Source organism: Epilithonimonas tenax DSM 16811, assembly GCF_000428485.1.
In the GTDB taxonomy this organism is placed as follows: domain Bacteria; phylum Bacteroidota; class Bacteroidia; order Flavobacteriales; family Weeksellaceae; genus Epilithonimonas; species Epilithonimonas tenax.
In genome coordinates, this window is the sequence record NZ_AUAA01000010.1 from 36893 (window position 1) to 59670 (window position 22778).

A 22778-nucleotide genomic window follows, 5' to 3' on the forward strand; every position below is an offset into this window, starting at 1 on the left:
GACAAAATTACCTTTTCCTCAAAATGGCTGTATAATTGTGATTCTCAAATCCATGTTTTTGAAAAACTTTCATTTAAAATCCTTTTTGGTTCCGATCCTGATGCTGACAGTGATGTGGATTTTCTTTCTGCTTCAGAATCTTGGATTTTTCGGAGGTTGCTACGGTGCCATCATACCACTTGTGCCAGAAGGGTTGAGCGGGGTCATCTTTGCGCCTTTGCTACACGGGAATTTGGATCACATTCTCGGCAACTCTATGCCTATTGCTGTTCTCTTATTTTTACTGTTTGAATTTTATCCAAAAATCGCTTTCAAAATATTTCTCATCGGTTGGATTGCTTCCGGGCTCCTCGTCTGGATGCTGCCGCCAATTGATATCATCACGGGCAAATGGAATTACAGCTGCATCATTGGTGCAAGCGGACTGGTTTATATGCTGGCATTTTTTACCTTTTTCAGTGGCGTTTTCCGTTGGAATATGAAATTGCTGACGGTCTCACTGGTAGTCGCCTTGTATTACGGAAGTCTGATCTGGGGGATTTTTCCGGAAGAATTCTTTTCTAACTTACAGGAACCCAGTAGAATCAGCTGGCAATCACATCTTGCAGGAAGCATAACAGGGATTATTCTGGCATTGATATTCAGAAAATATGGCGACAAAAAAATAAGATACATTTGGGAATATCCAGAATATTACAATGAGCGGGATGACAAGATGTGGCAAGAGTATATCCAGAATCACCCCGAGGATTTTGAGGAATTACCACAACTGAAGCAACAAAATATTTGGGAATATCTGGACGAGATCCGGAAAAATGAAAAATAATTTATAAATTGGTCATTCCACAAATGACCTTATGAAGTCCGAAGAATACCTTTACACTCTTGCGCTAAAACAGTGCAAAAACATTGGCAACATCAATCTAAAAAAGCTGATAAAACATATTGGATCAGCAAAATCCGTGTGGCAATCTTCTCCAAAAGCGTTGATCTCAATTTCCGGAATCGGGAAAAGCAGCATTCAGAATATCGGAAACAAAGATTTGTTGCTATCTGCTGAGAAAGAAATGAAATTTTCCGAAAAACACGGCATCCACATCATTTCGCAAGAAGACCATCTCTACCCGAAACACCTTCTGAATTGTGATGACGCGCCAATGATCTTATTTTACAAAGGAAATTTGAATCATGATTGCAATCCAGTCAGCATTGTTGGGACAAGAAAAATGACGGCTTATGGTAAAAATTTTATTCAGGATCTGACTTCGGAATTATGCACTTCTAAAGTGTGTACGATCAGCGGATTGGCTCTAGGTGCAGATTCTTGTGTGCACGAAGAATCCCTAAAAAATGAAATCCCCACCATTGCCATATTAGCCCAAAGTCTGGACAAAATCTATCCCGCTTCTAATAAAAATCTATCCAACAAAATCTTAGAAAATAATGGCGCGTTAATGACAGAATATGCATCATTTGAAGGAATGGCGAAAGAAAACTTTTTACAACGGAACAGAATCATTGCCGGATTCTCACCGCACCTGATTGTCGTAGAAACAGCTTATGGTGGCGGATCTGTGACTACCGTAACTGCTGCAAACCAATACAACAGAGATGTATTTGCACTGCCCGGAAAAATCACCGACATCTACAGCCAAGGCTGCAACCATCTGATTGCCAATAACAAAGCTGAATCCATTATTGATATCAAAACGTTGGTCAAGAATCTCAATTTTACACCTCAACCCGAATTATTCCCAATAGAAGAAAAAAAAATCACCATCGATGCTGACAAAAAAGACCACCACAGAATCTTAGAAATAATGACTGAAAACAAGTCCATTTCTCTGGACGAATTAGCTGAAAAAACGGACATTCTGCACCACAAACTTTTACCTATTTTACTTGATCTCGAAATATATGGCTATATCAAATGTCTTTCCGGCAGACTATATCAATTAAACTGAGCAAACCGTCATTTCGAAAACTTGAAGTAATTTAATATTAATTTCAAAAATTGTTAACACAAAAGACGTAATTATACATTAAGCAAAAAACTTAATTAATATCATTAAATTTTCGATAAAAATCAAAATATTACTTGCGAAATTCGAAAAAGAAATTAAATTTGTTGTCATAATTGTACACAATGGAATTATTTAACGTTGAAGAAAAGATTCAGGAATTTATGGCGAAAATCGAAGCCAAAAATCCTAACGAACCCGAATTTATCCAAGCTGTAAAAGAAGTTGCGGTGACCGTAATTCCTTTTATTGCGACGAGAAAAGAATATACCGGAATGAAGCTTCTGGAAAGAATGGCTGAGCCGGAAAGAGTCATCATTTTCCGAGTGCCTTGGATAGATGACAAAGGTGAGATCCAAGTGAACAGAGGATTTAGAATCCAGATGAACTCTGCCATTGGACCATACAAAGGAGGAATCAGATTCCACCCAACGGTGAACCTTAGTGTTTTGAAATTCTTGGCTTTTGAGCAGGTTTTCAAAAATAGTTTGACCACATTGCCAATGGGCGGTGGAAAAGGAGGTTCTGATTTTGACCCACAAGGGAAATCCGATATGGAAGTGATGCGTTTCTGTCAGGCATTTATGACTGAGCTTTGCAAACATATTGGCCCAGAGACGGATGTTCCTGCAGGAGACATCGGCGTTGGTGCAAGAGAGATCGGTTATCTGTTCGGAATGTATAAAAAAATCAGAAACGAATTCACAGGGGTATTGACTGGTAAAGGTTTGGCTTACGGTGGATCATTAATCCGTCCGGAAGCAACTGGTTATGGTGTGGTTTATTTTGCTGAGCAAATGCTGAAAACCATCAACGAAACAATTGCTGGTAAAACGGTTGCCGTTTCCGGATTTGGGAATGTGGCTTGGGGCGTTATCAAAAAAATCAATGATCTAGGCGGAAAAGTAGTAACGATGTCTGGTCCTGATGGCTACATCTACGACAAAGACGGAATCTCTGGTGAAAAAATCGAATACCTTCTGGAACTTAGAGCAACCGGAAACAACAGAGCTGAAGATTATGCGATCAAATATCCTGAAGCTCAATTCTTTGCAGGCAAAAGACCTTGGGAAGTGAAATGTGATATTGCTTTCCCATCTGCCACCCAAAACGAACTAGATCTGGAAGATGCAAAAACGCTCGTTGCCAATGGTTGTCTTTGTGTGACCGAGGCTGCTAATATGCCTTCTACCCTAGACGCCATCAATTATTTCTTGGATAATAAAGTATTGTTCTCTCCTGGAAAAGCGTCTAACGCTGGTGGTGTTGCCACTTCCGGATTGGAGATGACACAAAACTCTATCAGACTCAACTGGACTTCTGAGGAAGTAGATGCAAGGTTGAAAGAAATCATGATTGGCATTCACAAAGCTTGTAGAGATTACGGAAAAGAAGAAGACGGCTACGTTAACTACGTGAAAGGTGCTAATATCGCAGGCTTCGTAAAAGTGGCTGAAGCAATGCTGGCGCAAGGCGTAGTTTAAATTGCAATTATAAATTTTGAATTATAAAGTAAAATCAGAATTTTAATTTTATTATAAAGTAAAAGCGATCCAGAATCTGGATCGCTTTTTTGTATAAATTTATTAGAATTATTACCCAATCAGTCAAAAAAATCAGTCTCTCCGAAACTGAAGATTTTTAATTTGATCTTAATCACTTCGGCAATCCCCTTTTCAAAGCATAATTGGCTCTTTCAACGGCTTTTTTCTCTTTCCAGGTCATATATTGACCCTTAAATTTGGTTTTCATAAAATTATCAAAACCTCTTTGTACCGTAAGATTCCAAAGCGAATTGGCTTTTACACCCCAGCTTTTGTCCCAGGCCCTAAGAGACAATGAAAAACTGCCATCCAGATATTTCATCCAGTGCCACCAGCCTGTCGGCATAAAAAGTGTGTCACCGTGCTCCAGAAAACACTCGATGCCTTCTACACCATCAAGTGCTGGAAATTTTTTAAAATCTGGATTTTCTATATCATAATCTTCCAAAGCATACGTGGCATAAGGAAGACAATACAAACGGTCTTTCCATTTCTGCTCGAAAAGCAAAACGTGTTTCCTCCCGTTGAAATGGGTATGGAAAATATGTGCGAGATCTATATCATAATGGAGGAAAGTCACAGAACTTTTCCCACCGAAGAACATACTGGGATATTTGTCGAGAAAACCACCCATCAATTCCTTTGGAGAAATATAATCCTTCAGGATATCTGGTGCGTGCTTGATAGGATCAAAAAAGAAAATCCTGAGATCTGTAGGTTCTCTTTGGATGAGATCGATGTAATCAGCAAATTTCATCTCCGTCGTGGGCGTATTGATAGGAGCAGCAGGATCGGCTTTGGCACTGTCATACAAAGGAACTGTCACATTTCCCACCACTTCTTTAATATATTCCATCGTCCATCTTTGATAAGCCGGCCAGTTTTTCGCCATATTTTTGATGACAACTGGCTTGCGTGGTTTCAGATATTTTTCAAAAAAATCTTCTTTACTAATATCATCTACAATATCAATTGGTTTTAAAATAACTCCCATGTTAATCTAATATTAAGGAACAAATTTATTAAATTTTACGCTCCTTCTCTATAATTATTTTAAATTAATGAATGTGATTTTATAAATGGTTTACGGCCTTTTTCTTAATAATTCTTTCCAATATAAAACAGTCTCTGCGTTTGACTTTTCCAATTTTTACAACTCCAATAAAAACTTTGTAACATTCTGTAAAGTTTTTTTACTAATACTTTAGTGATACAATAATTACAAGGGCATCGCCACTTAAAAATTTTCTGAGAAAATGACTCAGGTGGGCGCTTGCATTATGACTTAAAAAAAGACGCATTCTACCTATGAAAAAAATTCTATCGATTCTTTTCGCATTGGCTTTCTCTCTGATTGTTTTTGCTCAGAAAACTGTTTCAGGTGTGATAACAGATGGTGACGGGAAACCGCTTGCTAGCGCAAGTGTAACCATAGAAGAGCCTGGAAAAAACGCCATCCTGGCCTACGGTATTTCCAATGCAAAAGGTGAGTACAAAGTTAATTTCAGCTCCTCAGAAAGCAATCTGGATCTCAAGATCAAAGCCTTCAATCAAAAAGCAATTACGCAATCTATCAAAAATGATGATCAGAAACTGAATTTCTCAATGGATTCTCAAACCACAGAAATCCAGGAAGTCAGACTGAAAACCAAACTCATCACCAAAAAAGGAGATACCATCTCTTACGATCTCAAATCTTTTGAAAATAAAAACGACCGAACGCTTGCCGACGTTTTGAAAAAAATACCAGGCATCGAGGTCAACAAAGACGGAACCGTTCTGTATCAGGGCGAGGCGATCAACAAGTTCTATGTCAACGGAAAAGACCTGATGGAAGGCGGTTACGGCACCATCAACAACTCGCTCCCGAAAGATGCTGTTTCCAAAGTGGAAGTTTTGGAAAACCACCAGCCGGTAAGTATCCTGCGGGACAAAGTACCTTCAGACCAAGCGGCACTTAACATCAAACTGAAAAAATCTGTAACAATGACCGGTCGTGGCGAAGTGGGCGCGGGTTTCAGCCCGTTGCTATGGAATGTAAAACTGACACCTATGTTCTTCGGACAGAAAAACCAATGGGTCGTGAATTATAAAGCCAATAACAATGGTGAAAGTGTAGAAAAAGAAGGAAACCTTTTAAGCTTTGGTAGCCGCTGGGAAGGCAGGAGATCTCAAGCCAAACAAAGTTCCTGGACCAATGTAGAAACTGCCGGAACGCCTGATATTCCTGAGAAAAGATATCTTTTGAATAATGTTCATTTCGTTTCTGCGAATCTGTTGACAAGTCCTTTCAAAAGTAAAGAATGGGAACTGAAGGCTAATATAAGCTACACCAACAATGATGTAGAAAGAGATTCTCATACGAAAACAGCTTACGATGATAACAAAATCAATGCGACGCTTGCGGGCAGAACGTTGGAACAATCCAGAACCAATGATTTCTACACCAATGCAGCAAAAGCGGAATTAATTTTTACTAAAAATGCAAAAAAAGGCTTCTTCAAAAACACAACCACTTGGAACGGATTCTGGAATGCCAATCGTGGGTTTTCCGAACTGGACACCAACGTTAAAGCGTCACCATATATTTTCGGAGATCAATCTTTGGAATCGCCGTCCGGAAGCTTCCAAAACTCATTAAGCACCATTATCCCCTGGAAAGATAAACTGATCAACGTGATGAGTTATTTCAAATACCAGAGAGATAAACAGACGATGAGCGTGAATCCTGCCAGTTACTCCAACTACTTTACTGGTTTAAATACTTCTAATCTTTTCGAAACTTACAGACAACAGACACTTTCCGAAACTTTGGAAGTGAACCATTCTGCCTCCGTCGGATTTACTTTCAAAAAGTTGACGATAATTCCTGAGATTGGTCTTAATATGAATTTTAATCATTTAAAATCATTATTGACAGGATCTGCTGGCGGCAGTTATTACACGGTCAGTAACCGTTCTCAGAACAACATCGACTGGAATGAGTTGACGCCTTACACGCAAGTCGCATTCAATTATAAATCGGACAGACTGAATATGAACCTGACTGTTCCGATGAATTTCTATAGCATCAGATATCAGGACAATCTGTACAACCAATTGGCAAACAAGACGAAAACAGCTTTTGAACCTACTTTCTTTGCAAGTTATGATTTTGCGTCGTTTTTCAAATATTGGGTTTTTGCCAACCAGAGTTACGACTTCGGTAGTTTCGGATTTTTGTATGGCGGCGACCTATTGACTTCTGCAGGTAATTTATCCAGAAGATACGTGACGGATCTTACAGATTCCCAGATGCCGGATTATCTCAGCAGAAACTTAGGAACACGGTTAGAATATAGAAATCCACTAAACAATCTTTTCTTCAACGTGCGCTACAACTATGGCACTTTGAAAAGAAATATCGCAGAAACATTTGCCACAGCAGGCGGAATCGGCGGAACAATAGGGATCGTAGCTGAGGAAAACGCGACCAGAACACAGAGCGAAAGTGCAGAGATTGGAAAATATTTGCCAAAATTTAAAAGTAACATCTCAACTAGTTTTACCAATACAGATTCTAACTCATTCAGTTATTTTAATGGTAATTTCATCGAAAGTAAAAACAACATCCAGACGTGGTCCGCAAAATTCAATAATTCTTATTTCAGCTGGTTAAGCGTAGACTACAACATCAGTATGAACTGGAGCAACAACAGAAACGTGACACGTTCCAATTCTCAGAAAAACTCCGGATGGAATCACAATCTTGCCGCATACATCTACCCTTCCGAGAATCACACGTTTGGTTTCAACTGGGACAACAGCGTCACCTCTACTGAAGGTAATACTTATAAAAACCCGTTCTACGATTTATCTTACCAATATACCTGGGTTAAGAGAAAAATTGATTTTGAATTTAAATGGTTAAATATCAGCAACAGAAAAGTTTACGAAATCGTGAATGTAGATATTACAAGAGGCTACACCCAAACGCAGCGTTACAACATCCGTCCAAGCCAGTTTATGTTCACTGTGAAATTTAATTTCAAGTAACACCCTGTTTTTATAATAACCAAAAAGGCAACATTTTTTTGTTCGCCTTTTTTGGTTCTTTTAAGAGCCTGTGATAATTTTATCAAAAATATTTCCCCGACCCTAAAGGGCGTAATTTTGATGAAATTTTCAACGCATTTTTAAACAGACTCTAAATTTAAAGTAATGATTTTCCGTTGCAAACAAAACACTTTTACGAATAATTTTTTTACTGAGTTTGCTCTCCTTAGCTCAAGGAACAATGATGATCTACGCTTCGTACTTTGACAAAAAAAACATTAAAAATCACAGCACCAAAATAGAGCCCGCGCTTTTAGGGCTGCTTTCCCAATAAAACACTATTTTTATAGTCCTCTATCTGGAGGATTTTTTTATGCAAATTATTTAACAACCACGCAATGAGTTATTTACCAAAATTAAAAAACATAAAAGCCTTCGTTTTCGATGTTGATGGCGTTTTCACAGATGGCAGTGTTTATCTGTTACCGGATAAAAACATGAGTCGCGTCATGAGCGTATTGGACGGTTATGCCGTTGTGCAGGCTATCAAACAAGGTTACATCATTGGGATCATCACCGGCGGAAATGATCCAATGGTGCAAAACAGGATGGAGTATCTTGGCATCAATGACTACTACTCCAAGTCTTCTCACAAAATTTCTGACTATGAAGATTTCAAAGTAAAACACGGCTTACAGGATTCTGACATTTTAATGATGGGTGATGATATCCCTGACATCGGAATAATGAAATTGGCAGAAATCTGTGCCTGTCCCGCCAATGCTGTTCCCGAAGTGAAGGCCATCTCAAATTACATCTCTCCAGTTTACGGCGGAAAAGGCGCTGTGCGTGATGTTATAGAACAAGTGATGAAAGCACAGGGGAAATGGAATCTGGACGAGGAAACAAAATCAATTTAATCCCCTGTTTACCAAACATTTATAACCGAAATTTGATCCTTTTAAAAAAAAATAAAGCCAATGAAACTACTATTAGCCTCACAGTCACCTAGGAGAAAAGAATTATTGTCACAATTGGGCTACCAATTCGAAACTGTGTCAATTGATGTTGACGAATCTTATCCAGCAGAATTACGTCCTGAAAACATCGCCGAATATGTTTCTAATAAAAAAGCCAAAGCTTTCAAGCTAAGTTCTGATGAAATTCTTTTGACTTCTGACACCATTGTTGCTTTGCACCAGACTATTCTCCTGAAGCCAAAGAACAAAGAAGAGGCCTTCGCAATGCTGAAAAATCTGTCTGGCAAAAAACATCAGGTTTACACGGCTTTTACCATCAAAACGTTTGATTCTGAAATCAGCAGGAGCAGCAAAACAGATGTAGAATTTTCTGAAATGAATGACGATGAGATCCTGTTTTACATCAATCATTATCAACCTTTTGACAAAGCTGGCTCCTACGGGATCCAGGAATGGCTGGGGATGGCAAAGATCAAAAATATATCGGGATCTTTTTACGCTGTGATGGGTTTCCCCGTAGATCTGGTTTATGAAGAACTTAAAAAAATGGACTGTTTTCCTGATAATTTTCAAAAGACGTTCTCTTAGATAATTTTCCTTGCAAAAATTCGTTATTTTTACAGATTGAATACTCAATTTCCAATTGAAATTAATTAGATGAGAAAATATTTATTAATCATACTTGCTGCCGTAAGCATTCTTGCCTGTAATCCGCGTCATAAAAAGAAAAAAACCAAAAGCGGTCCGGTGAATAGGTTTATGACGCAGTACAATACGTTATTCAACAGCAAAGAGGCGCTGGCTGCGGAAATGGAAAGCAGAGATAAGGCTCACGTAGACAATTTTTATGACCCGTACATTTCTGTGTACACCACAGAAGATATTGTGGCGGATCAAACCAGTATTTATGGAGAACCATCAGGCGCCAATGATGATGACGCACCAATGGGTATGAGAGGAAACTCATCCAGAAATGCCGCTTCTAATTCAGCAGCATTCAGCACAAACGACAACGAAAAGATATCATCAATCGGTGGCGGTTCCGGCTCCTCTGGGAATGGTAATAAAAAAGGCGCAACAATTCTGCAAATCACCGAGGCAAAAGCCATAAAAGCCATCACAAAACATTCTGTCCTCGTGAATGGTGTAGAGAAAAACAAAAAAATATTTGAGGCTTATATTCTTTTGGCAAAAGCAAGAATGTACCAAGGGAAATATCTGGAATCTCTGGATGCGCTTAGCTATCTTTTCAATACGATGGATAAAGATAAGAGACTTCCGTTAGCCTACATTTACAAAGCTGCCAATTACACAAAACTGAAGGAATATTATCGTGCAGACGAAGTTTTCAAAGACCTTGAGGAAAATCCAAAAATTAAAATCAAAAAAGAATACCTCAGAATCCTGAAGATTTACCAAGCTGATAACTTCTTGAAATGGGGCAAAAAAGAATTGGCCGCAGAAGTTTTGGAAGAAGCTTTTACGTACAACAAAGAAAGAAAAACTAAAAGCCGTATTGCATTTTTACGTGGTCAGATCCTTTCAAACCTCAACAGAAAAGACGAAGCCAGAGAATCATTTGCAGCCGCTTACAAGTATGCCAACAGCTATGAATTCGAGGTTAAATCTCAGATCGAAATTGCCAAAACATTTGATGGAAAAACCGACAGCTACGAAGAAGCGATGGCTTACCTGGCAAAAATTGCTAAAAAAGGAACTTATGCATCCCGGAAAAATGAGTTATATTATGCAAGTGGCCTGGTTGCAAACTCTGCTGCAAAAGATTCTATAGCTGATTCTTTTTTTAGAAAAGCTTTGAAAGAAAAACAGTCGGATCCGCAAATACGAGGACTCACCTATTCTGAAATTGCCAAAAAATTCTTCTCAAAAGATGATTACCTCACCGCTGGCGTTTATTATGACAGTGCCTTGGCCGTGATGTCGTATCTGCCAGAAAAAGAACGATTAAAAAGCCTGACTGCCAACATCAAAAAGCTATCCAAAAATTATTACGTTGTAAAGAAAAACGACAGTATCCTGAACCTGGCAAAAATGTCTCCTGAAGAACAACGTGCTTATTTCACAAAATACATCGAAGGAATAAAGGCCAAAGAAGAAACGGTTGAAATCGAAAGAAGAAAAGCTGAACGCAGCAAAGGTTTTGACAATTCTGACTACAGTGCCAATTCTATCTTTGCAAACAACTCAGCTGATGCCAATAGTTTTCAAAATTTTGGGATGACTGGCGGTTCTACATTTTACTTCGCCAATTCCAACAACATCCCTAGAGGAGAAAATGCCTTCAAACAAACCTGGGGTAACAGAACATTGATGGACAACTGGCGTTATTCTGCAAAAACAACCACAATCGAGGATCTAAAAAACGAAGCCCTAGGATTAGCAAATGCACCAGATCCCAGACGTTTGGAACCTGCATTTTACATTGAAAAAATCCCCACTTCTGCAGAAGAACTGGAAAAACTGAAAAAAGACAGAGACACCGCAAGCTTGGGAATGGGAAGAATGTATGAATCCTTTTTTGGCAATACAAAACTAGCCACCAAAACACTTTTTGACCTGGTAGATAACAAGCCGGAAGAAGAAACAGATCTGCAGGCTCTGTATAATATTTTTGTTTTTAATTACGAAAAAAATCCGGCAGAAGCAGAGAAAGCCAAACAACAGATCCTTGCAAAATATCCCTATACTTCCTATGCAGAATATGTGAAAAATCCGAAAAATAAGGATTTCAACAAATCAACTGCGGATGTAGAAAAATTATACGCAGACGCCTACAAACTCTATGAAACCGAAAAATTCACAGAGTCATCCGCGATGATTGATAAAGCGATTGCCGATCATCCGAAGGACGCTTTGATTCCTAAATTTTATTTGCTTAATGCCTATAATGCTGGGAAAAATGCAGGGAAAGAAATTATGATCCTGCAACTTGAACAGATCGTTCTAAACTATGCCAAAACACCAGAAGGCCTCAAAGCAAAAGAACTTCTGAAATACTTAAAAAGTGATACCAAGCTAGAACTCACAGACGATACAGGAAATACAATTTCACCAATACTACAACAGAACAGCACCCCCGAAGAAGCCGCAAAGGTACAAATCCAGAATACTGAAGTGCCAGAAAGAAATAATCCTGCACCAGTCAGCGGCCCAGGGAAGCCGGAACAACAAGGTACTGTAGGAATACAACCTCCATCCAATGGAGAACAGCAAGAAATGAAACCCATCAAAAAGAAATAAGAAAAAGAGAGCTAATTACTGATAATTGCTCTCTTTTTTGTTTTGATTATACTTTGTCCAACTGAACGGTGAAGTGTCTCAGAATTGCTGGTTCTTTCGTGATCTTGTAACCTGTTGTGATCTCGTTTCTTCTTTCAAAAACATTGATGACTGCGGCAGCCACATAATCCATATGATTATTGGTGTAAGTTCTTCTTGGGATTGCCAACCTTAGCAACTCCAGTGTCGGGTAACGGTTTTCCCGGGTTTGCGGATCACGGTCTGCAAGTAAGGTTCCAATTTCTACACCTCGGATTCCCGCTTCTCTGTACAGCTCTATTGCCAGAGTCTGGGCTGGAAATTCCTCTCGTTTGATATTCGGTAAGAAGTGGAGTGCATCAATAAAAACAGCGTGTCCTCCAATTGGTTTCTGAACCGGAACGCCAGCTGCCAAAAGTTGATTTCCCAGATATTCTACTTGCGAAATTCTGCTTTCCAGATAAGCAAATTCTGTAGCCTCGTCTAATCCTGTTGCCAACGCCGACATATCTCTTCCCGCCATTCCGCCGTATGTGATAAATCCTTCGTATATAATGGTGAAGTTGGATGCCTGTTCAAAGATCTCTCTGTTTTTTAAAGCGATAAAGCCGCCGATGTTTACCAGTCCATCTTTCTTTGAACTCATGGTCATCCCATCGCCATACGAGAAGATCTCTTTACAGATCTCTTTGATGGTTCTGTCCTCCTGTCCTTTTTCTCTTTTCTTGATGAAGTAAGCATTCTCTGCAAATCTGGCAGAATCAAACAAAACCGGAATACCGTACTGGTCAGAAAGGGCTTTGACGGCTTTGATATTTTCCAGAGAAACAGGCTGTCCACCGGAAGAGTTACAAGTAATCGTAATCAAACAAAACGGAATTTGCTCTTTCGGGTGCGAACTGTAAACGGCTTCCAATTTACCCAGATCAATATTCCCTTTGAAAGGATGAAGATCCTCCACATCAAAAGCTTCGTCAATCGTACAATCTATGGCGTGTGCTTTCCGAAATTCGATGTGGCCTTTTGTGGTATCAAAATGCGAATTTCCCGGACATATATCGCCTTCCTTTACCATGACAGAGAACAAGACATTTTCCGCTGCACGACCTTGGTGTGTGGGTAATAAGTACGGAAATCCAGTAATCTTTTCCACCGTGCTTTGCAATGCTTCGAAAGATCTGGAGCCTGCATAACTCTCGTCACCAATCATCAGTGCGCCCCATTGTTTGTCGCTCATCGCACCCGTTCCGCTGTCTGTCAGCAAGTCGATAAAAACGTGGGAACTTCTAAGATTAAACAGGTTATAATCTGCTTTTTTCAGCCATTCCTCTCGTTGTTCTTGTGTGGATTGGTATATTTCTTCAACCATTTTGATTCTGAATGGCTCAGCGTAAGGTAGTTTCATAATTGATAGATGATCATTGATGAATGATAAATAAAAAGTAAAATTGATGAAAGTAAAAACACTGAAACGCAATTGGTTTCAATATATCATTGATAATAGGGATGGTTAAAATACTCTAAAAAATCAATTATCTTTCATCATTAATCAATTATAAAAAACTACTCCGGCGCTTTGAAAACGTTGTCATCAGAATGGAAACCGGCTACGCCTCCGCTGACAGCAAATTTCATGGCTTCGGCAGCGCTCATTCCCGTAACTTCCTTTACGTTATTGAATTTTGTAATGATAACCCAGCCAGAAACAGCATACGAATGGGGCAGATAAACAGCAATCATGTGTTCTAGTCCTACAACAGACATATCGGCTTGCGTCAAAAAACCGATTCGCCAGATTTCCGGTGTTTCATTGGTTTTGACCCAAACCGGAACATTGAATTTTTTCTTGTCGCCAACGAAAGATCCTAAAACGTCTTTGAGAGATGTGTAGAGGAATTTGATTCCCGGAATATGTTCCAAAACGTAATCTACGCCGTCAACAATCAGTCTTCCAATGATAAATTTGTTCCCGAAAAACCCAATAAAGGTGGTCCCGAAAATCACAATAAAGAATATCAGTCCAGGGAATTTTTCCGAAACAGAAGGCACCAAATTATCAATACTGAACACCACGCTCCAGATGACCCAAACCGTGATGGCAAAAGGTCCAATAATGATCAGTCCTTGGATGAAGGACCGTATAAATAACCGAAGATAATCGTTCAGATTTCTGTTCACTATTTGTTTCTATTTTGTGCCGCTAAGCTTTGCGACCAGGAAGCTTTATCATAAAAAACGTTCGCTTTTGCTTTTAAATTAGCCGTGGATGGTTTCTTTATTGCCATAGGATTTCATGATATTGGCTTCATATTCCAGCCATTCTTCCCACCGTTGGTTCACTTTCTCAGGATCGCCAAGTTGTCTTGCAAAGCCGATGAATGTTGTATAATGATTGGCTTCGGAAACCATCAGATCGTGGTAAAACTGTTTAAGTTCCTCGTCCTTGATATTTTCTGTCAAAACTTTGAAACGTTCACAGCTTCGTGCTTCTATCATTGCAGCGAAGAGCATTTTGTCAATAATTTGCTCGTCGCGATGTCCGCCTTTGACAAGAAATTTGATCAAGTCATTCACATAATCGTCTTTACGGGTTCTGCCTAAAACACCTCCTCTTTTTTTGATGATCTCATGCACTTGGTTGAAGTGATCCAATTCCTCCTGCGCAATGGCAAGAAGTTCTGTCACCATTTCTGTATGTTCTGGAACCATTGTAATCAGTCCGATAGCGTTGGTGGCTGCTTTTTGCTCACACCAGGCGTGATCAGTAAGAATTTCTTCTAGGTTATCTTCTGCAATATGGGCCCAACGTGGATCTGTAAGAAGTTTGAGACGGAACATTTTATATTTTTTTGTAAAAATAAGGATTTGATTGCTTCTGACTGAATATTTTATTGATTTAAAATAAATTACCGAATTCATCATGAAAACACACATTCTCCACAATCATATCAGTATTTGGCACAAATATTGAAAATCCTTCAACAATAAAATAATAAAATTATGAAAAATCCAACTATTACCACACATGTAAACTCAATTTTATTTGGCTTTCTGGCTGTTTTTTCTTCTGCATTAATCTATGCCCAGGATTCAACAGTTACTAAAACAACCAATGTGACCACTTCCACGGAAGAATGGCAAACTAATCCAACATACTGGATCATTGGAGGTGTTGTCCTCATCGTCATCGTGGCAATTGTGGCCATGAGCGGAAGAAAGAAAAACGATTAAAACATAACGAATATCTACTACTATTCACCTTGTCTAATTTTAACGCAAGCTCAAACAAAGATTTTTACTAACTAAGCGTTTTTAAAATAGACCGATGCGTCAACCTAACCAAGAAATGTAATCTTCTGCAATCGATTACTAATGGCGGAACATCTCTTAAAATATGACATAGCGCTTCTAGGAGCGCTTTTTTATGGTCATTTTGAAGCGGTTTTCTTTCTCAAAACTTCTAAAACTTTCCATCCCAGATCATCTACTTTTTTCAACCCAATGGAAATCAGATATGCCAAGAAAATATTGAGCGGATAAATAATCAGAACCAGCAACCACCAACTCATCGAATCCTTTAGCGGAACAACCAAAAAGTAAATCAAAGAAGAACTCATTCCCTGAGCAAAGTAAAAGAAAATTGCATTTTGCCCAACATTGGTTATGAAATTTGGTTTTGTGATTTTCAATCGGTTATAGAAAACGAAAAGCGTGACCAATGAGAATAGTGTCCAAATAATGTATGGGATTTTGGGTGGGAATTTTTGTTTATTGATTTTATAGAAAATATCGCTTCCGTAATTCCAAAACATCCAAGCCAGCGCAACTGCGACCAATCCGTACAAAACGGGAATCATCTTGGTTGATATTTTTCTGCCTTTCATTCTGTTAGCAATCAGAAAAATGGCCATATAAAATGCGACGTAACCACCTTGTCCGTTGGGATAATATTGAGGAAATATATTAAATATCAATGTTAAAGCAACACAAATCCCAATAAACCAATTGACGTGTTTTGGGAAAAATCTCAAAATCAAAACGCCTAAAACGGTCAATATATAATACACTTTCAAATACCAAAAACTTCCCATCACCACAGGAAAAGTATCACAGTTGGAATACTCGTGCAGGTACCAATTTCCCAAAACCTGCCATTGCGGTTCGGAAGAAATACTGCTCGGCACATATTTGCTTCCGAACGTAGAATAGAAATCCTTCAACCATTCAAAAGAAAAAAACGTGAGCCCAAAAACTTTGAAAAAATAATCGATGAAAAACAAAAACGTTACGAAAATCATATACGTGATCTGCAACTTCAGCAATCTGTAAAGTGTTTTCTCGATATTATTTCCAGAGGTGATCCCGCTTAATGCATAAAACAGCGCCACGTCAAAAACCAAGGAGAAAACCCGAACTTCTGTCGGGATGTAAAATTGCCCGCTCCAGAAAGCCGTGTGAATGAATATAATGGAAATGGTCGCCAGTCCTTTGGCAAAATCAATATAGAGATCTCTTTTCATCGATGGGATTAATTATCTAAAAGTCAAAAATATCATATTTTCTTAACAACTTGATGAAAAATATTGCAAAGGCGTAATTGATAAGTTTCTTGACTCTGAAAAAATCGCAAAGAAATTTAAACTTTAAAATTTTTATGCCATAAAGACTTGTGACTTTTAAACATTGAATTTTTTTGAATTTTGCGCCTTTGCATTAATACTTTTTTACAATTATTTAACTTTTACCACTCGATTCTTATCCTTATTTTTACAAGTTCAATCGTAGAAATGTCAGACATCATTCAGCTTTTACCGGATCACGTTGCTAATCAGATTGCTGCTGGAGAAGTGGTGCAACGGCCGGCTTCTATCGTGAAGGAACTTTTGGAAAATTCTGTGGACGCAGGCTCCACAAAGATTCAACTTATCATTCGTGATGCCGGAAAAAACCTGCTTCAAGTTGTAGACAACGGCATCGGGATGTCTGAGACTGATGCACGACTGGCTTTTGAACGCCATGCCACTTCCAAAATCCGCTCAACAGAAGATATTTTCAAGATTGCCACCAAGGGTTTCCGCGGTGAAGCTTTGGCATCCATCGCAGCTGTTGCACAAGTGGAACTGAAAACCAAGCAGAAAGATTCGCCTGTAGGGACGAATATTTACATCGAAGGTGGACTTTTCCAGTTTCAGGATCCAATCCAAACGGTTGAAGGTTCTAATTTTTCTGTCAAAAATTTATTTTATAATGTTCCTGCAAGACGGAAATTCCTTAAAAATGACAATATAGAATTCCGTCATATTATTGATGAATTTCAGCGTGTTTCCTTAGCCCACGAAAGTATTGAGTTCGAAATGTTCCACAATGACGAGCCGGTTTTCAAACTTAGAAAAGGCGGTCAAATGCAGAGGATCGTGGATGTTTTCGGGCGGAAGCTGCAGCCGCTTTTGATCCCCATCAAGGAAGATCTTGGCTGGGTACATCTTCACGGTTATGTGGCGAAACCGGAAGGCGCAAAAAAAACACGTGGCGAACAGTTTTTCTTCGTCAATGGCAGATTTTTCCGAAGTGCCTATCTCAGCAAAGCTGTCCAGGAAGCGTTTGAAGGACTTTTACAGCCTGGTTACATCCCATCTTTTTTTCTTTATCTGGAAATGGATCCGGAGAAAATTGATGTTAATATTCATCCTCAGAAAACAGAAGTTAAGTTTGAAGATGAAGCTCTGATTTTCGCTCTGGTGAGATCTACGATCAAACGTTCTTTGGGAATTTACAATGTGGCGCCAAGCCTGGATTTTGAAAGAGATCCGAAGATGGAAGCGTTTTTTGCACCCAGTAAAAGTAATTACAGTTCGCCATCACCTTCTGCCATTAATGTTGATCGGGATTTCAATCCTTTTTATGTAGAAAAAACGACGGATGAAGAGCGGATCAATCTGGCCGAACTTTATCAGGCAACAGAAGCGGCACCATCCAAAATCAATCTTTTTGAAGATGATGATCTGGACGAAGATCTGTTCCGATTGCCAAACGGCTATTGGCTTCTGAACAAAGACGGACAAACTTATATGCTGGATCTTGGGAGAATGCACCGCGTGATTATGTCTTCTCATCAGGAAAATCTACCCACGAAAAAAGCGGGTCAAAGTTTGCTGTTTTCTTTGGAATATCACTTAAACGAAATCGAAAAAAACAAATACAAATCCATCAAAAAATACCTGCCGGATTTTGGTTTTGAAATGACCTTGGCTCAGGAAAATGTTCTAAGAATCGAGACTGTTCCAGAAGCCTTGAAAGAATCTCAAGTCATCAAATTTCTGGAAAAAATCTTCGAAGTTCTGGAATACCGAACCGAAGACGAGTTCTCCAAATATTTTGAATATCAATGGATTAAATTAAAAACAAAATCTAAATTTGATTTCATTTATAAGACTGAAGTCGAGCAATTAGTCAAAGATTTCATTGATCTTGGATTCCCGCAATATACCGTGAATGGTAAAAAATGTTGGATGGAAGTTCCGTTTGACGATTTTAAAAATAAATTTTAAATTATGTTCCCTCAAATAACACCCGTGACGCGAAATATCATCATCCTTAATGTAGTATTTTTCGCCGCTACTTTTTTGCTTGGAAATCTTAACCTTGAAGCCTTACTGGCTGGATATTTTCCATTGTCTCCCAATTTCAGATCATGGCAGATCATCACACATATGTTTATGCATGGCAGCATTATGCATATTGTTTTTAATATGTTTACGCTTTACAGTTTCGGACCGGTTTTGGAGCAGGTTTTGGGACAGAAAAAATTTATCATTCTTTATTTTGCTGCAGGTTTGGGCGGTTTTGTTTTGTATAATGTTTGGAATTATTATGAAGTAAGTCAACTGACAAGTTTCCTGAATAGTCAGGCCTACGACATCCGCGAGATTTATAAATACGCCGACAATCATTATGCTGGAGAAATGCCGATCACGTCAAACTCTGAAGCCGTAAGAGATGCGGCGCAAAAGCTCTTCATCATTCTGAAAACGCCAATGGTGGGTGCTTCTGGCGCTATTTTCGGTGTGATCGCTGCCTTTTCAACCTTGTTTCCTGATGCCAAGTTGATGTTTATGTTCATCCCTTTCCCTATCAAGGCGAAGTATCTGACACCCATTATCATTGCGGCTTCTATATTCTTAGGATTCGGACAGTTCAGTGGTGACAATATTGCTCATTTTGCGCATCTTGGCGGTGCTTTGATTGGTTTCCTATATATTTGGAACTGGAAAAAATACAGAGACAGAATCCAATAAATGGGACAATCCTCACCCTAAATCCCTCTCCAAGGGAGAGGGACTTGCAACGTAAGTACAAACTTATATTTCAAAAATTAAAATGGGAATTATCCGACTTGTTTCAACTATTTTTCATCTTGTCATTATTGTTCTCTTATTCGGAACGGTGATGAACGCTTACATTCCGCCAAGTGCTTTTGGGATGCTGAATCTGTTGTCATTGGGATTTCCAATTTTGATGATTCTAAATATTTTACTGCTAATATTCTGGATCGTAAGCTGGAAAAAACGGGCAGCCGTTTTCCTTGTTCTGTCTTTATTTTTTATCATTCCCACAAGACGCTGGATCAACTATACGCAGACAAAAAAAGAAAAATCAAATCTCAAAGTCATTTCTCTGAACGGAAAATCTGGTAAGTTTGGCGACGAAAATATTTACAGCTTTCTTAATCGGCAGAACGCCGATGTAGTCATGACTCAAGAATATAAAAGCGCAGAAAACCTGAAAGGATTTGAATATGCTGAAAGACGATTTCCGGTTGTAAAAATCCAATCCAGATTTCCGATCTTGGAAAGCGGTCTGGTAGAAACCGATGCAAGAAACGGACGCTGTATTTATGCAGACATAAAAATAAATGGAAAAATAATCCGCTTCGTGAATGTCTATATGGAACCATTTTATCTGGACAAAACGATGGTAAAACCAAGTAAAGACATGAATGTGAATGAGGAAAAAGCAAAGAACATTATCCATAAACTCGTTCCAACTTTCCGAAAACACCAAAGTCAAATAGCGCCTATCAAGGGATTTTTGGACAGTTCGCCTTATCCAATTATTCTTGCCGGCGACTTCAACTCTGTTCCAAATTCTTATGAATATTATACCTTGTCCGAAAATCTGGAAGACACTTTCCTGAAAGTCGGAAAAGGAAGCGGAACTAGTTTCCACGATTTCAAATTCCCAATCAAAATCGATCATATTTTTGCCTCAAAATCAATCACGCCAATCAGTTACAAGGTTGACAGAGGTGTGAAAATTTCTGACCATTTTCCTGTGATCGCAGAATTCCTAATCGATTAAAATTAATTAAAATGATGAAGATAATATTAATCCCAAGCGTGGTGTTGTTAATCATAAGTTGTTCCAAAGAAACGCCGGTTTTGAATACTTCCGACAATCTGGATGCTGCTCCAAAAATCACTTATGACACAGTAGCGATAGATTCCTTCGGTCCTGGTGCAACTTCGGAAGCTGTGATGGCAAAAATCAATGCAGTCGCCATCAAAAAAGAACAAGACAGCTTAGCCAAAATCGCAAAAGCCGAGCAGGAAAAGTTGGACAAAGAAAAAGCGAGACTGGAAGCAGAAAAAGCCAAAGAAAACAAGAAAGAAACAAAACCGGAACTGAAACCCGAACAAACAACACCAAGCACAAATCCATAAAAAAACCCATCAGATCAAGTCTGATGGGTTTCTCAATATAATTCTATGAAAAATTATTTATTGTAAAGTTCTTCCACTTTATCCCAATTGATCACATCAAAAAACGCAGTCACATAGTCCGGCCTTCTGTTCTGATAATTAAGGTAATAAGCGTGCTCCCAAACATCCAATCCAAGAATTGGCGTTCCTTGTACATCTGCAATAGGCATCAATGGATTATCCTGATTTGGTGTTGAAGAAACAACTACAGACCCATCAGAATTTTTCACCAACCAAGCCCAACCGGAACCAAATCTCGTTTTAGCAGCAGTAGAAAAATCATCTTTGAATTTATCAAAACCACCGATTTTTTCGATTTCAGCTTTTACATTCCCTACTGGTTCTTTGCTGCCGCCTGGCGTCAAAAGTTCCCAGAAAAGTGAGTGGTTGTAATGGCCGCCACCGTTATTTCTTACCGCTGGTTTATCAGTGCCTGTTTTTTGGATGTCTTCAAGAGATTTCCCCTCAAGGTCTGTACCTGCGATGGCATTATTAAGATTGTCCACATACGCTTGGTGGTGTTTTGAGTGGTGGATTTCCATTGTTTTAGCATCGATGGTTTGTTCCAACGCATCGTACGCATAACTAAGTTTTGGTAATTCGAATGACATAGTTTGGTATTTATCTGTTAATAAATGAATGGTTCAAAAATAGTCAATTATTATTCCAAGAAGCAAGAATTATACTTATTTTATAAATATTTAACATCGAAAAATATAATAAAATTTGCCGTAACTTTGACGCATTCTAAATAATCAAGTACTTTTATTAACTTAATTATTTGGGCAGCTTTATCCGTCCTCCGTTCCCAATCTTTTTGCCAAAGCTTTTCCAGCCACAAAAAGGATTTCCACTCAGGCCGGGCTGCAGATTCAACGTTTTAAACATTGGATTTTTAATCTAACATCTAATTTCTAACATCTAATATCTACATCTAAATGGTCGATATCAATCATATAAGAGCCCAATTCCCAATCCTGAACCAAGAAGTCAATGGCAAACCATTAGTTTATTTGGACAATGCCGCCACTTCCCAAAAACCGATTTCAGTCATCAAAACTTGGGAAAAATATTATGAAACCATCAACGCCAACGTTCACCGTGGCATCCACACTTTGAGTCAATTGGCAACGGAAGAAATGGAACTATCCAGACAGAAAATCCAGCGCTTCATCAATGCAAAACACGACTACGAAGTCATCTTCACCAAAGGAACTACGGAAGGTATCAACCTTGTGGCTTATGCTTTGACCAATCAAATCCAGCCAAACGACGAAATCATTATTTCTTATTTGGAACACCATTCCAACATCGTTCCGTGGCAAATGCTTTGCGAAAGAACAGGCGCCAAACTTCGCGTCATTCCAATGGATGAAAACGGAATCCTCCAAATCGATGTTTTGGAAGAATGGCTGAACGAAACAACGAAAATTGTTTCCGTAAATCAGGTTTCTAATGCTTTGGGAATCGTAAATCCAATCGAAAAAATCATTGAAAAAACAAGACGACTTTCCAACGCTTACGTTTTGATTGACGGCGCTCAATCTGCACCTCATTTCAAAATCGATGTTCAGAAATTGGATTGTGATTTCTTCGTATTCTCCGGACACAAGATGTACGCGCCAATGGGAACAGGAATCCTGTACGGGAAAGAATCCGTGTTGGAAAATCTTCATCCTTTCCACGGCGGTGGCGAGATGATTGCAGTCTGCAGTTTCGAGAAAACCACTTACGCAGGTCTGCCTTTCAAATTCGAGGCGGGAACGCCCAATGTTGGTGGAAATATTGCGCTTGGCGCAGCTGTAGATTTCATTGAAAATATCGGTCATGAAAATCTTCAAAACCACGAGAACGACCTTCTAAATTACGCTCAGAAAAAACTTCTGGAATTAGACGGAATTAAAATCTATGGCGAAAAAGCCAACAGAACTGGCGTCGTTTCTTTCAACTTGGAAGGTGCAGGAATTGCCTCTGACACAGGAATGATTCTCGACAAACTGGGAATTGCTGTGAGAACCGGACATCATTGTACCCAACCGATTATGGATTTCTTCAACATTGCAGGAACCGTACGCGCAAGTTTTGCAGCTTACAATACTTTGGAAGAAATTGATATTTTGGTTGAAGGCGTGAAAAAAGCGCAGAGAATGTTGCTGTAAA

General features: G+C 38.9%; 19 protein-coding genes. 13 read left to right on the plus strand and 6 right to left on the minus strand.

Annotated elements, in window-relative coordinates:
• The first annotated feature begins 52 nt into the window (after positions 1–52).
• The 3 genes from F564_RS0106780 (at position 53) to gdhA (ending at position 3505) form a co-directional block, all read left to right on the plus strand.
• A complete protein-coding gene (locus tag F564_RS0106780) occupies positions 53–826 on the plus strand; it encodes a rhomboid family intramembrane serine protease (protein WP_028121956.1) in 774 nt (257 codons plus the stop codon).
• 31 nt (positions 827–857) lie between these two features.
• Positions 858–1964, plus strand: a complete 1107-nt coding sequence (dprA, locus tag F564_RS0106785) for a DNA-processing protein DprA (RefSeq protein ID WP_028121957.1) — start codon at positions 858–860, stop codon at positions 1962–1964.
• Positions 1965–2146: 182 nt separating this feature from the next.
• Positions 2147–3505 carry an NADP-specific glutamate dehydrogenase gene (gene gdhA / locus F564_RS0106790; protein ID WP_028121958.1) on the plus strand — a complete coding sequence of 453 codons (1359 nt, stop codon included), beginning with the start codon at positions 2147–2149 and terminating at the stop codon, positions 3503–3505.
• A 172-nt stretch (positions 3506–3677) separates the two neighbouring features.
• Here gdhA and F564_RS0106795 read toward each other — a convergent pair whose 3' ends face one another.
• On the minus strand, positions 3678–4559 hold the full coding sequence (locus F564_RS0106795) for a cupin-like domain-containing protein (RefSeq protein WP_028121959.1): 882 nt from the start codon (positions 4557–4559) through the stop codon (positions 3678–3680).
• Positions 4560–4873: 314 nt separating this feature from the next.
• Between F564_RS0106795 and F564_RS0106800 the strand changes: the two genes are divergently transcribed.
• The 4 genes from F564_RS0106800 (at position 4874) to porW (ending at position 11841) form a co-directional block, all read left to right on the plus strand.
• Positions 4874–7600, plus strand: coding sequence for a Plug and carboxypeptidase regulatory-like domain-containing protein (locus tag F564_RS0106800; protein WP_028121960.1), 2727 nt, complete (start codon positions 4874–4876; stop codon positions 7598–7600).
• Between the two features lie 398 nt (positions 7601–7998).
• Positions 7999–8520, plus strand: coding sequence for a KdsC family phosphatase (locus F564_RS0106805; RefSeq protein ID WP_028121961.1), 522 nt, complete (start codon positions 7999–8001; stop codon positions 8518–8520).
• A 60-nt stretch (positions 8521–8580) separates the two neighbouring features.
• Complete coding sequence (locus F564_RS18865; protein ID WP_051259590.1) at positions 8581–9168, plus strand: Maf family nucleotide pyrophosphatase; 588 nt, start codon at positions 8581–8583, stop codon at positions 9166–9168.
• Positions 9169–9237: 69 nt separating this feature from the next.
• Positions 9238–11841 carry a type IX secretion system periplasmic lipoprotein PorW/SprE gene (porW, locus tag F564_RS18870; protein WP_076605658.1) on the plus strand — a complete coding sequence of 868 codons (2604 nt, stop codon included), beginning with the start codon at positions 9238–9240 and terminating at the stop codon, positions 11839–11841.
• A 46-nt stretch (positions 11842–11887) separates the two neighbouring features.
• Here the strand turns inward: porW and F564_RS0106820 are convergent, their stop codons facing one another.
• The 3 genes from F564_RS0106820 to miaE all read right to left on the minus strand — a co-directional run bounded on the left by F564_RS0106820 (position 11888) and on the right by miaE (position 14697).
• Entirely contained in the window at positions 11888–13264 is a 1377-nt protein-coding gene (locus tag F564_RS0106820; protein ID WP_028121962.1) for a tryptophanase, read from the minus strand.
• A gap of 158 nt (positions 13265–13422) precedes the next feature.
• Positions 13423–14037, minus strand: coding sequence for a DUF502 domain-containing protein (locus tag F564_RS0106825; RefSeq protein ID WP_028121963.1), 615 nt, complete (start codon positions 14035–14037; stop codon positions 13423–13425).
• Positions 14038–14115: 78 nt separating this feature from the next.
• Positions 14116–14697: a tRNA-(ms[2]io[6]A)-hydroxylase gene (gene miaE / locus F564_RS0106830; RefSeq protein ID WP_028121964.1), complete on the minus strand. Its 582-nt coding sequence runs from the start codon at positions 14695–14697 to the stop codon at positions 14116–14118.
• 162 nt (positions 14698–14859) lie between these two features.
• On the opposite strand from miaE, the gene F564_RS0106835 reads away from it, so the two are divergent.
• The gene (locus tag F564_RS0106835; protein ID WP_028121965.1) at positions 14860–15090 is read left to right on the plus strand and encodes a hypothetical protein; all 231 of its coding nucleotides are present in this window, start codon (positions 14860–14862) and stop codon (positions 15088–15090) included.
• Between the two features lie 197 nt (positions 15091–15287).
• Here the strand turns inward: F564_RS0106835 and F564_RS0106840 are convergent, their stop codons facing one another.
• Positions 15288–16379, minus strand: a complete 1092-nt coding sequence (locus tag F564_RS0106840; protein WP_028121966.1) for an acyltransferase family protein — start codon at positions 16377–16379, stop codon at positions 15288–15290.
• A 267-nt stretch (positions 16380–16646) separates the two neighbouring features.
• Between F564_RS0106840 and mutL the strand changes: the two genes are divergently transcribed.
• The 4 genes from mutL to F564_RS18875 all read left to right on the plus strand — a co-directional run bounded on the left by mutL (position 16647) and on the right by F564_RS18875 (position 20579).
• Positions 16647–18407 carry a DNA mismatch repair endonuclease MutL gene (gene mutL, locus F564_RS0106845; RefSeq protein ID WP_028121967.1) on the plus strand — a complete coding sequence of 587 codons (1761 nt, stop codon included), beginning with the start codon at positions 16647–16649 and terminating at the stop codon, positions 18405–18407.
• Between the two features lie 3 nt (positions 18408–18410).
• Complete coding sequence (locus F564_RS0106850) at positions 18411–19154, plus strand: rhomboid family intramembrane serine protease (RefSeq protein ID WP_028121968.1); 744 nt, start codon at positions 18411–18413, stop codon at positions 19152–19154.
• An 82-nt stretch (positions 19155–19236) separates the two neighbouring features.
• Entirely contained in the window at positions 19237–20217 is a 981-nt protein-coding gene (locus F564_RS0106855) for an endonuclease/exonuclease/phosphatase family protein (protein ID WP_028121969.1), read from the plus strand.
• 11 nt (positions 20218–20228) lie between these two features.
• Positions 20229–20579 (plus strand): hypothetical protein, encoded by a 351-nt coding sequence (locus tag F564_RS18875; protein WP_034980988.1) that lies wholly within the window; start codon positions 20229–20231, stop codon positions 20577–20579.
• Positions 20580–20632: 53 nt separating this feature from the next.
• Here F564_RS18875 and F564_RS0106865 read toward each other — a convergent pair whose 3' ends face one another.
• Positions 20633–21229, minus strand: a complete 597-nt coding sequence (locus F564_RS0106865; protein WP_028121970.1) for a superoxide dismutase — start codon at positions 21227–21229, stop codon at positions 20633–20635.
• Positions 21230–21556: 327 nt separating this feature from the next.
• On the opposite strand from F564_RS0106865, the gene F564_RS0106875 reads away from it, so the two are divergent.
• Positions 21557–22777, plus strand: coding sequence for an aminotransferase class V-fold PLP-dependent enzyme (locus F564_RS0106875; RefSeq protein ID WP_028121971.1), 1221 nt, complete (start codon positions 21557–21559; stop codon positions 22775–22777).
• Position 22778: the final 1 nt, after the last annotated feature.

Coding starts and splice junctions, on each gene's coding strand:
- F564_RS0106780 (WP_028121956.1), top strand. CDS start 53: ATGTTTTTGAAAAACTTTCATTTAAAATCCTTTTTGGTTCCGATCCTG.
- dprA (WP_028121957.1), top strand. CDS start 858: ATGAAGTCCGAAGAATACCTTTACACTCTTGCGCTAAAACAGTGCAAA.
- gdhA (WP_028121958.1), top strand. CDS start 2,147: ATGGAATTATTTAACGTTGAAGAAAAGATTCAGGAATTTATGGCGAAA.
- F564_RS0106795 (WP_028121959.1), bottom strand. CDS start 4,559: ATGGGAGTTATTTTAAAACCAATTGATATTGTAGATGATATTAGTAAA.
- F564_RS0106800 (WP_028121960.1), top strand. CDS start 4,874: ATGAAAAAAATTCTATCGATTCTTTTCGCATTGGCTTTCTCTCTGATT.
- F564_RS0106805 (WP_028121961.1), top strand. CDS start 7,999: ATGAGTTATTTACCAAAATTAAAAAACATAAAAGCCTTCGTTTTCGAT.
- F564_RS18865 (WP_051259590.1), top strand. CDS start 8,581: ATGAAACTACTATTAGCCTCACAGTCACCTAGGAGAAAAGAATTATTG.
- porW (WP_076605658.1), top strand. CDS start 9,238: ATGAGAAAATATTTATTAATCATACTTGCTGCCGTAAGCATTCTTGCC.
- F564_RS0106820 (WP_028121962.1), bottom strand. CDS start 13,264: ATGAAACTACCTTACGCTGAGCCATTCAGAATCAAAATGGTTGAAGAA.
- miaE (WP_028121964.1), bottom strand. CDS start 14,697: ATGTTCCGTCTCAAACTTCTTACAGATCCACGTTGGGCCCATATTGCA.
- F564_RS0106835 (WP_028121965.1), top strand. CDS start 14,860: ATGAAAAATCCAACTATTACCACACATGTAAACTCAATTTTATTTGGC.
- F564_RS0106840 (WP_028121966.1), bottom strand. CDS start 16,379: ATGAAAAGAGATCTCTATATTGATTTTGCCAAAGGACTGGCGACCATT.
- mutL (WP_028121967.1), top strand. CDS start 16,647: ATGTCAGACATCATTCAGCTTTTACCGGATCACGTTGCTAATCAGATT.
- F564_RS0106850 (WP_028121968.1), top strand. CDS start 18,411: ATGTTCCCTCAAATAACACCCGTGACGCGAAATATCATCATCCTTAAT.
- F564_RS0106855 (WP_028121969.1), top strand. CDS start 19,237: ATGGGAATTATCCGACTTGTTTCAACTATTTTTCATCTTGTCATTATT.
- F564_RS18875 (WP_034980988.1), top strand. CDS start 20,229: ATGATGAAGATAATATTAATCCCAAGCGTGGTGTTGTTAATCATAAGT.
- F564_RS0106865 (WP_028121970.1), bottom strand. CDS start 21,229: ATGTCATTCGAATTACCAAAACTTAGTTATGCGTACGATGCGTTGGAA.
- F564_RS0106875 (WP_028121971.1), top strand. CDS start 21,557: ATGGTCGATATCAATCATATAAGAGCCCAATTCCCAATCCTGAACCAA.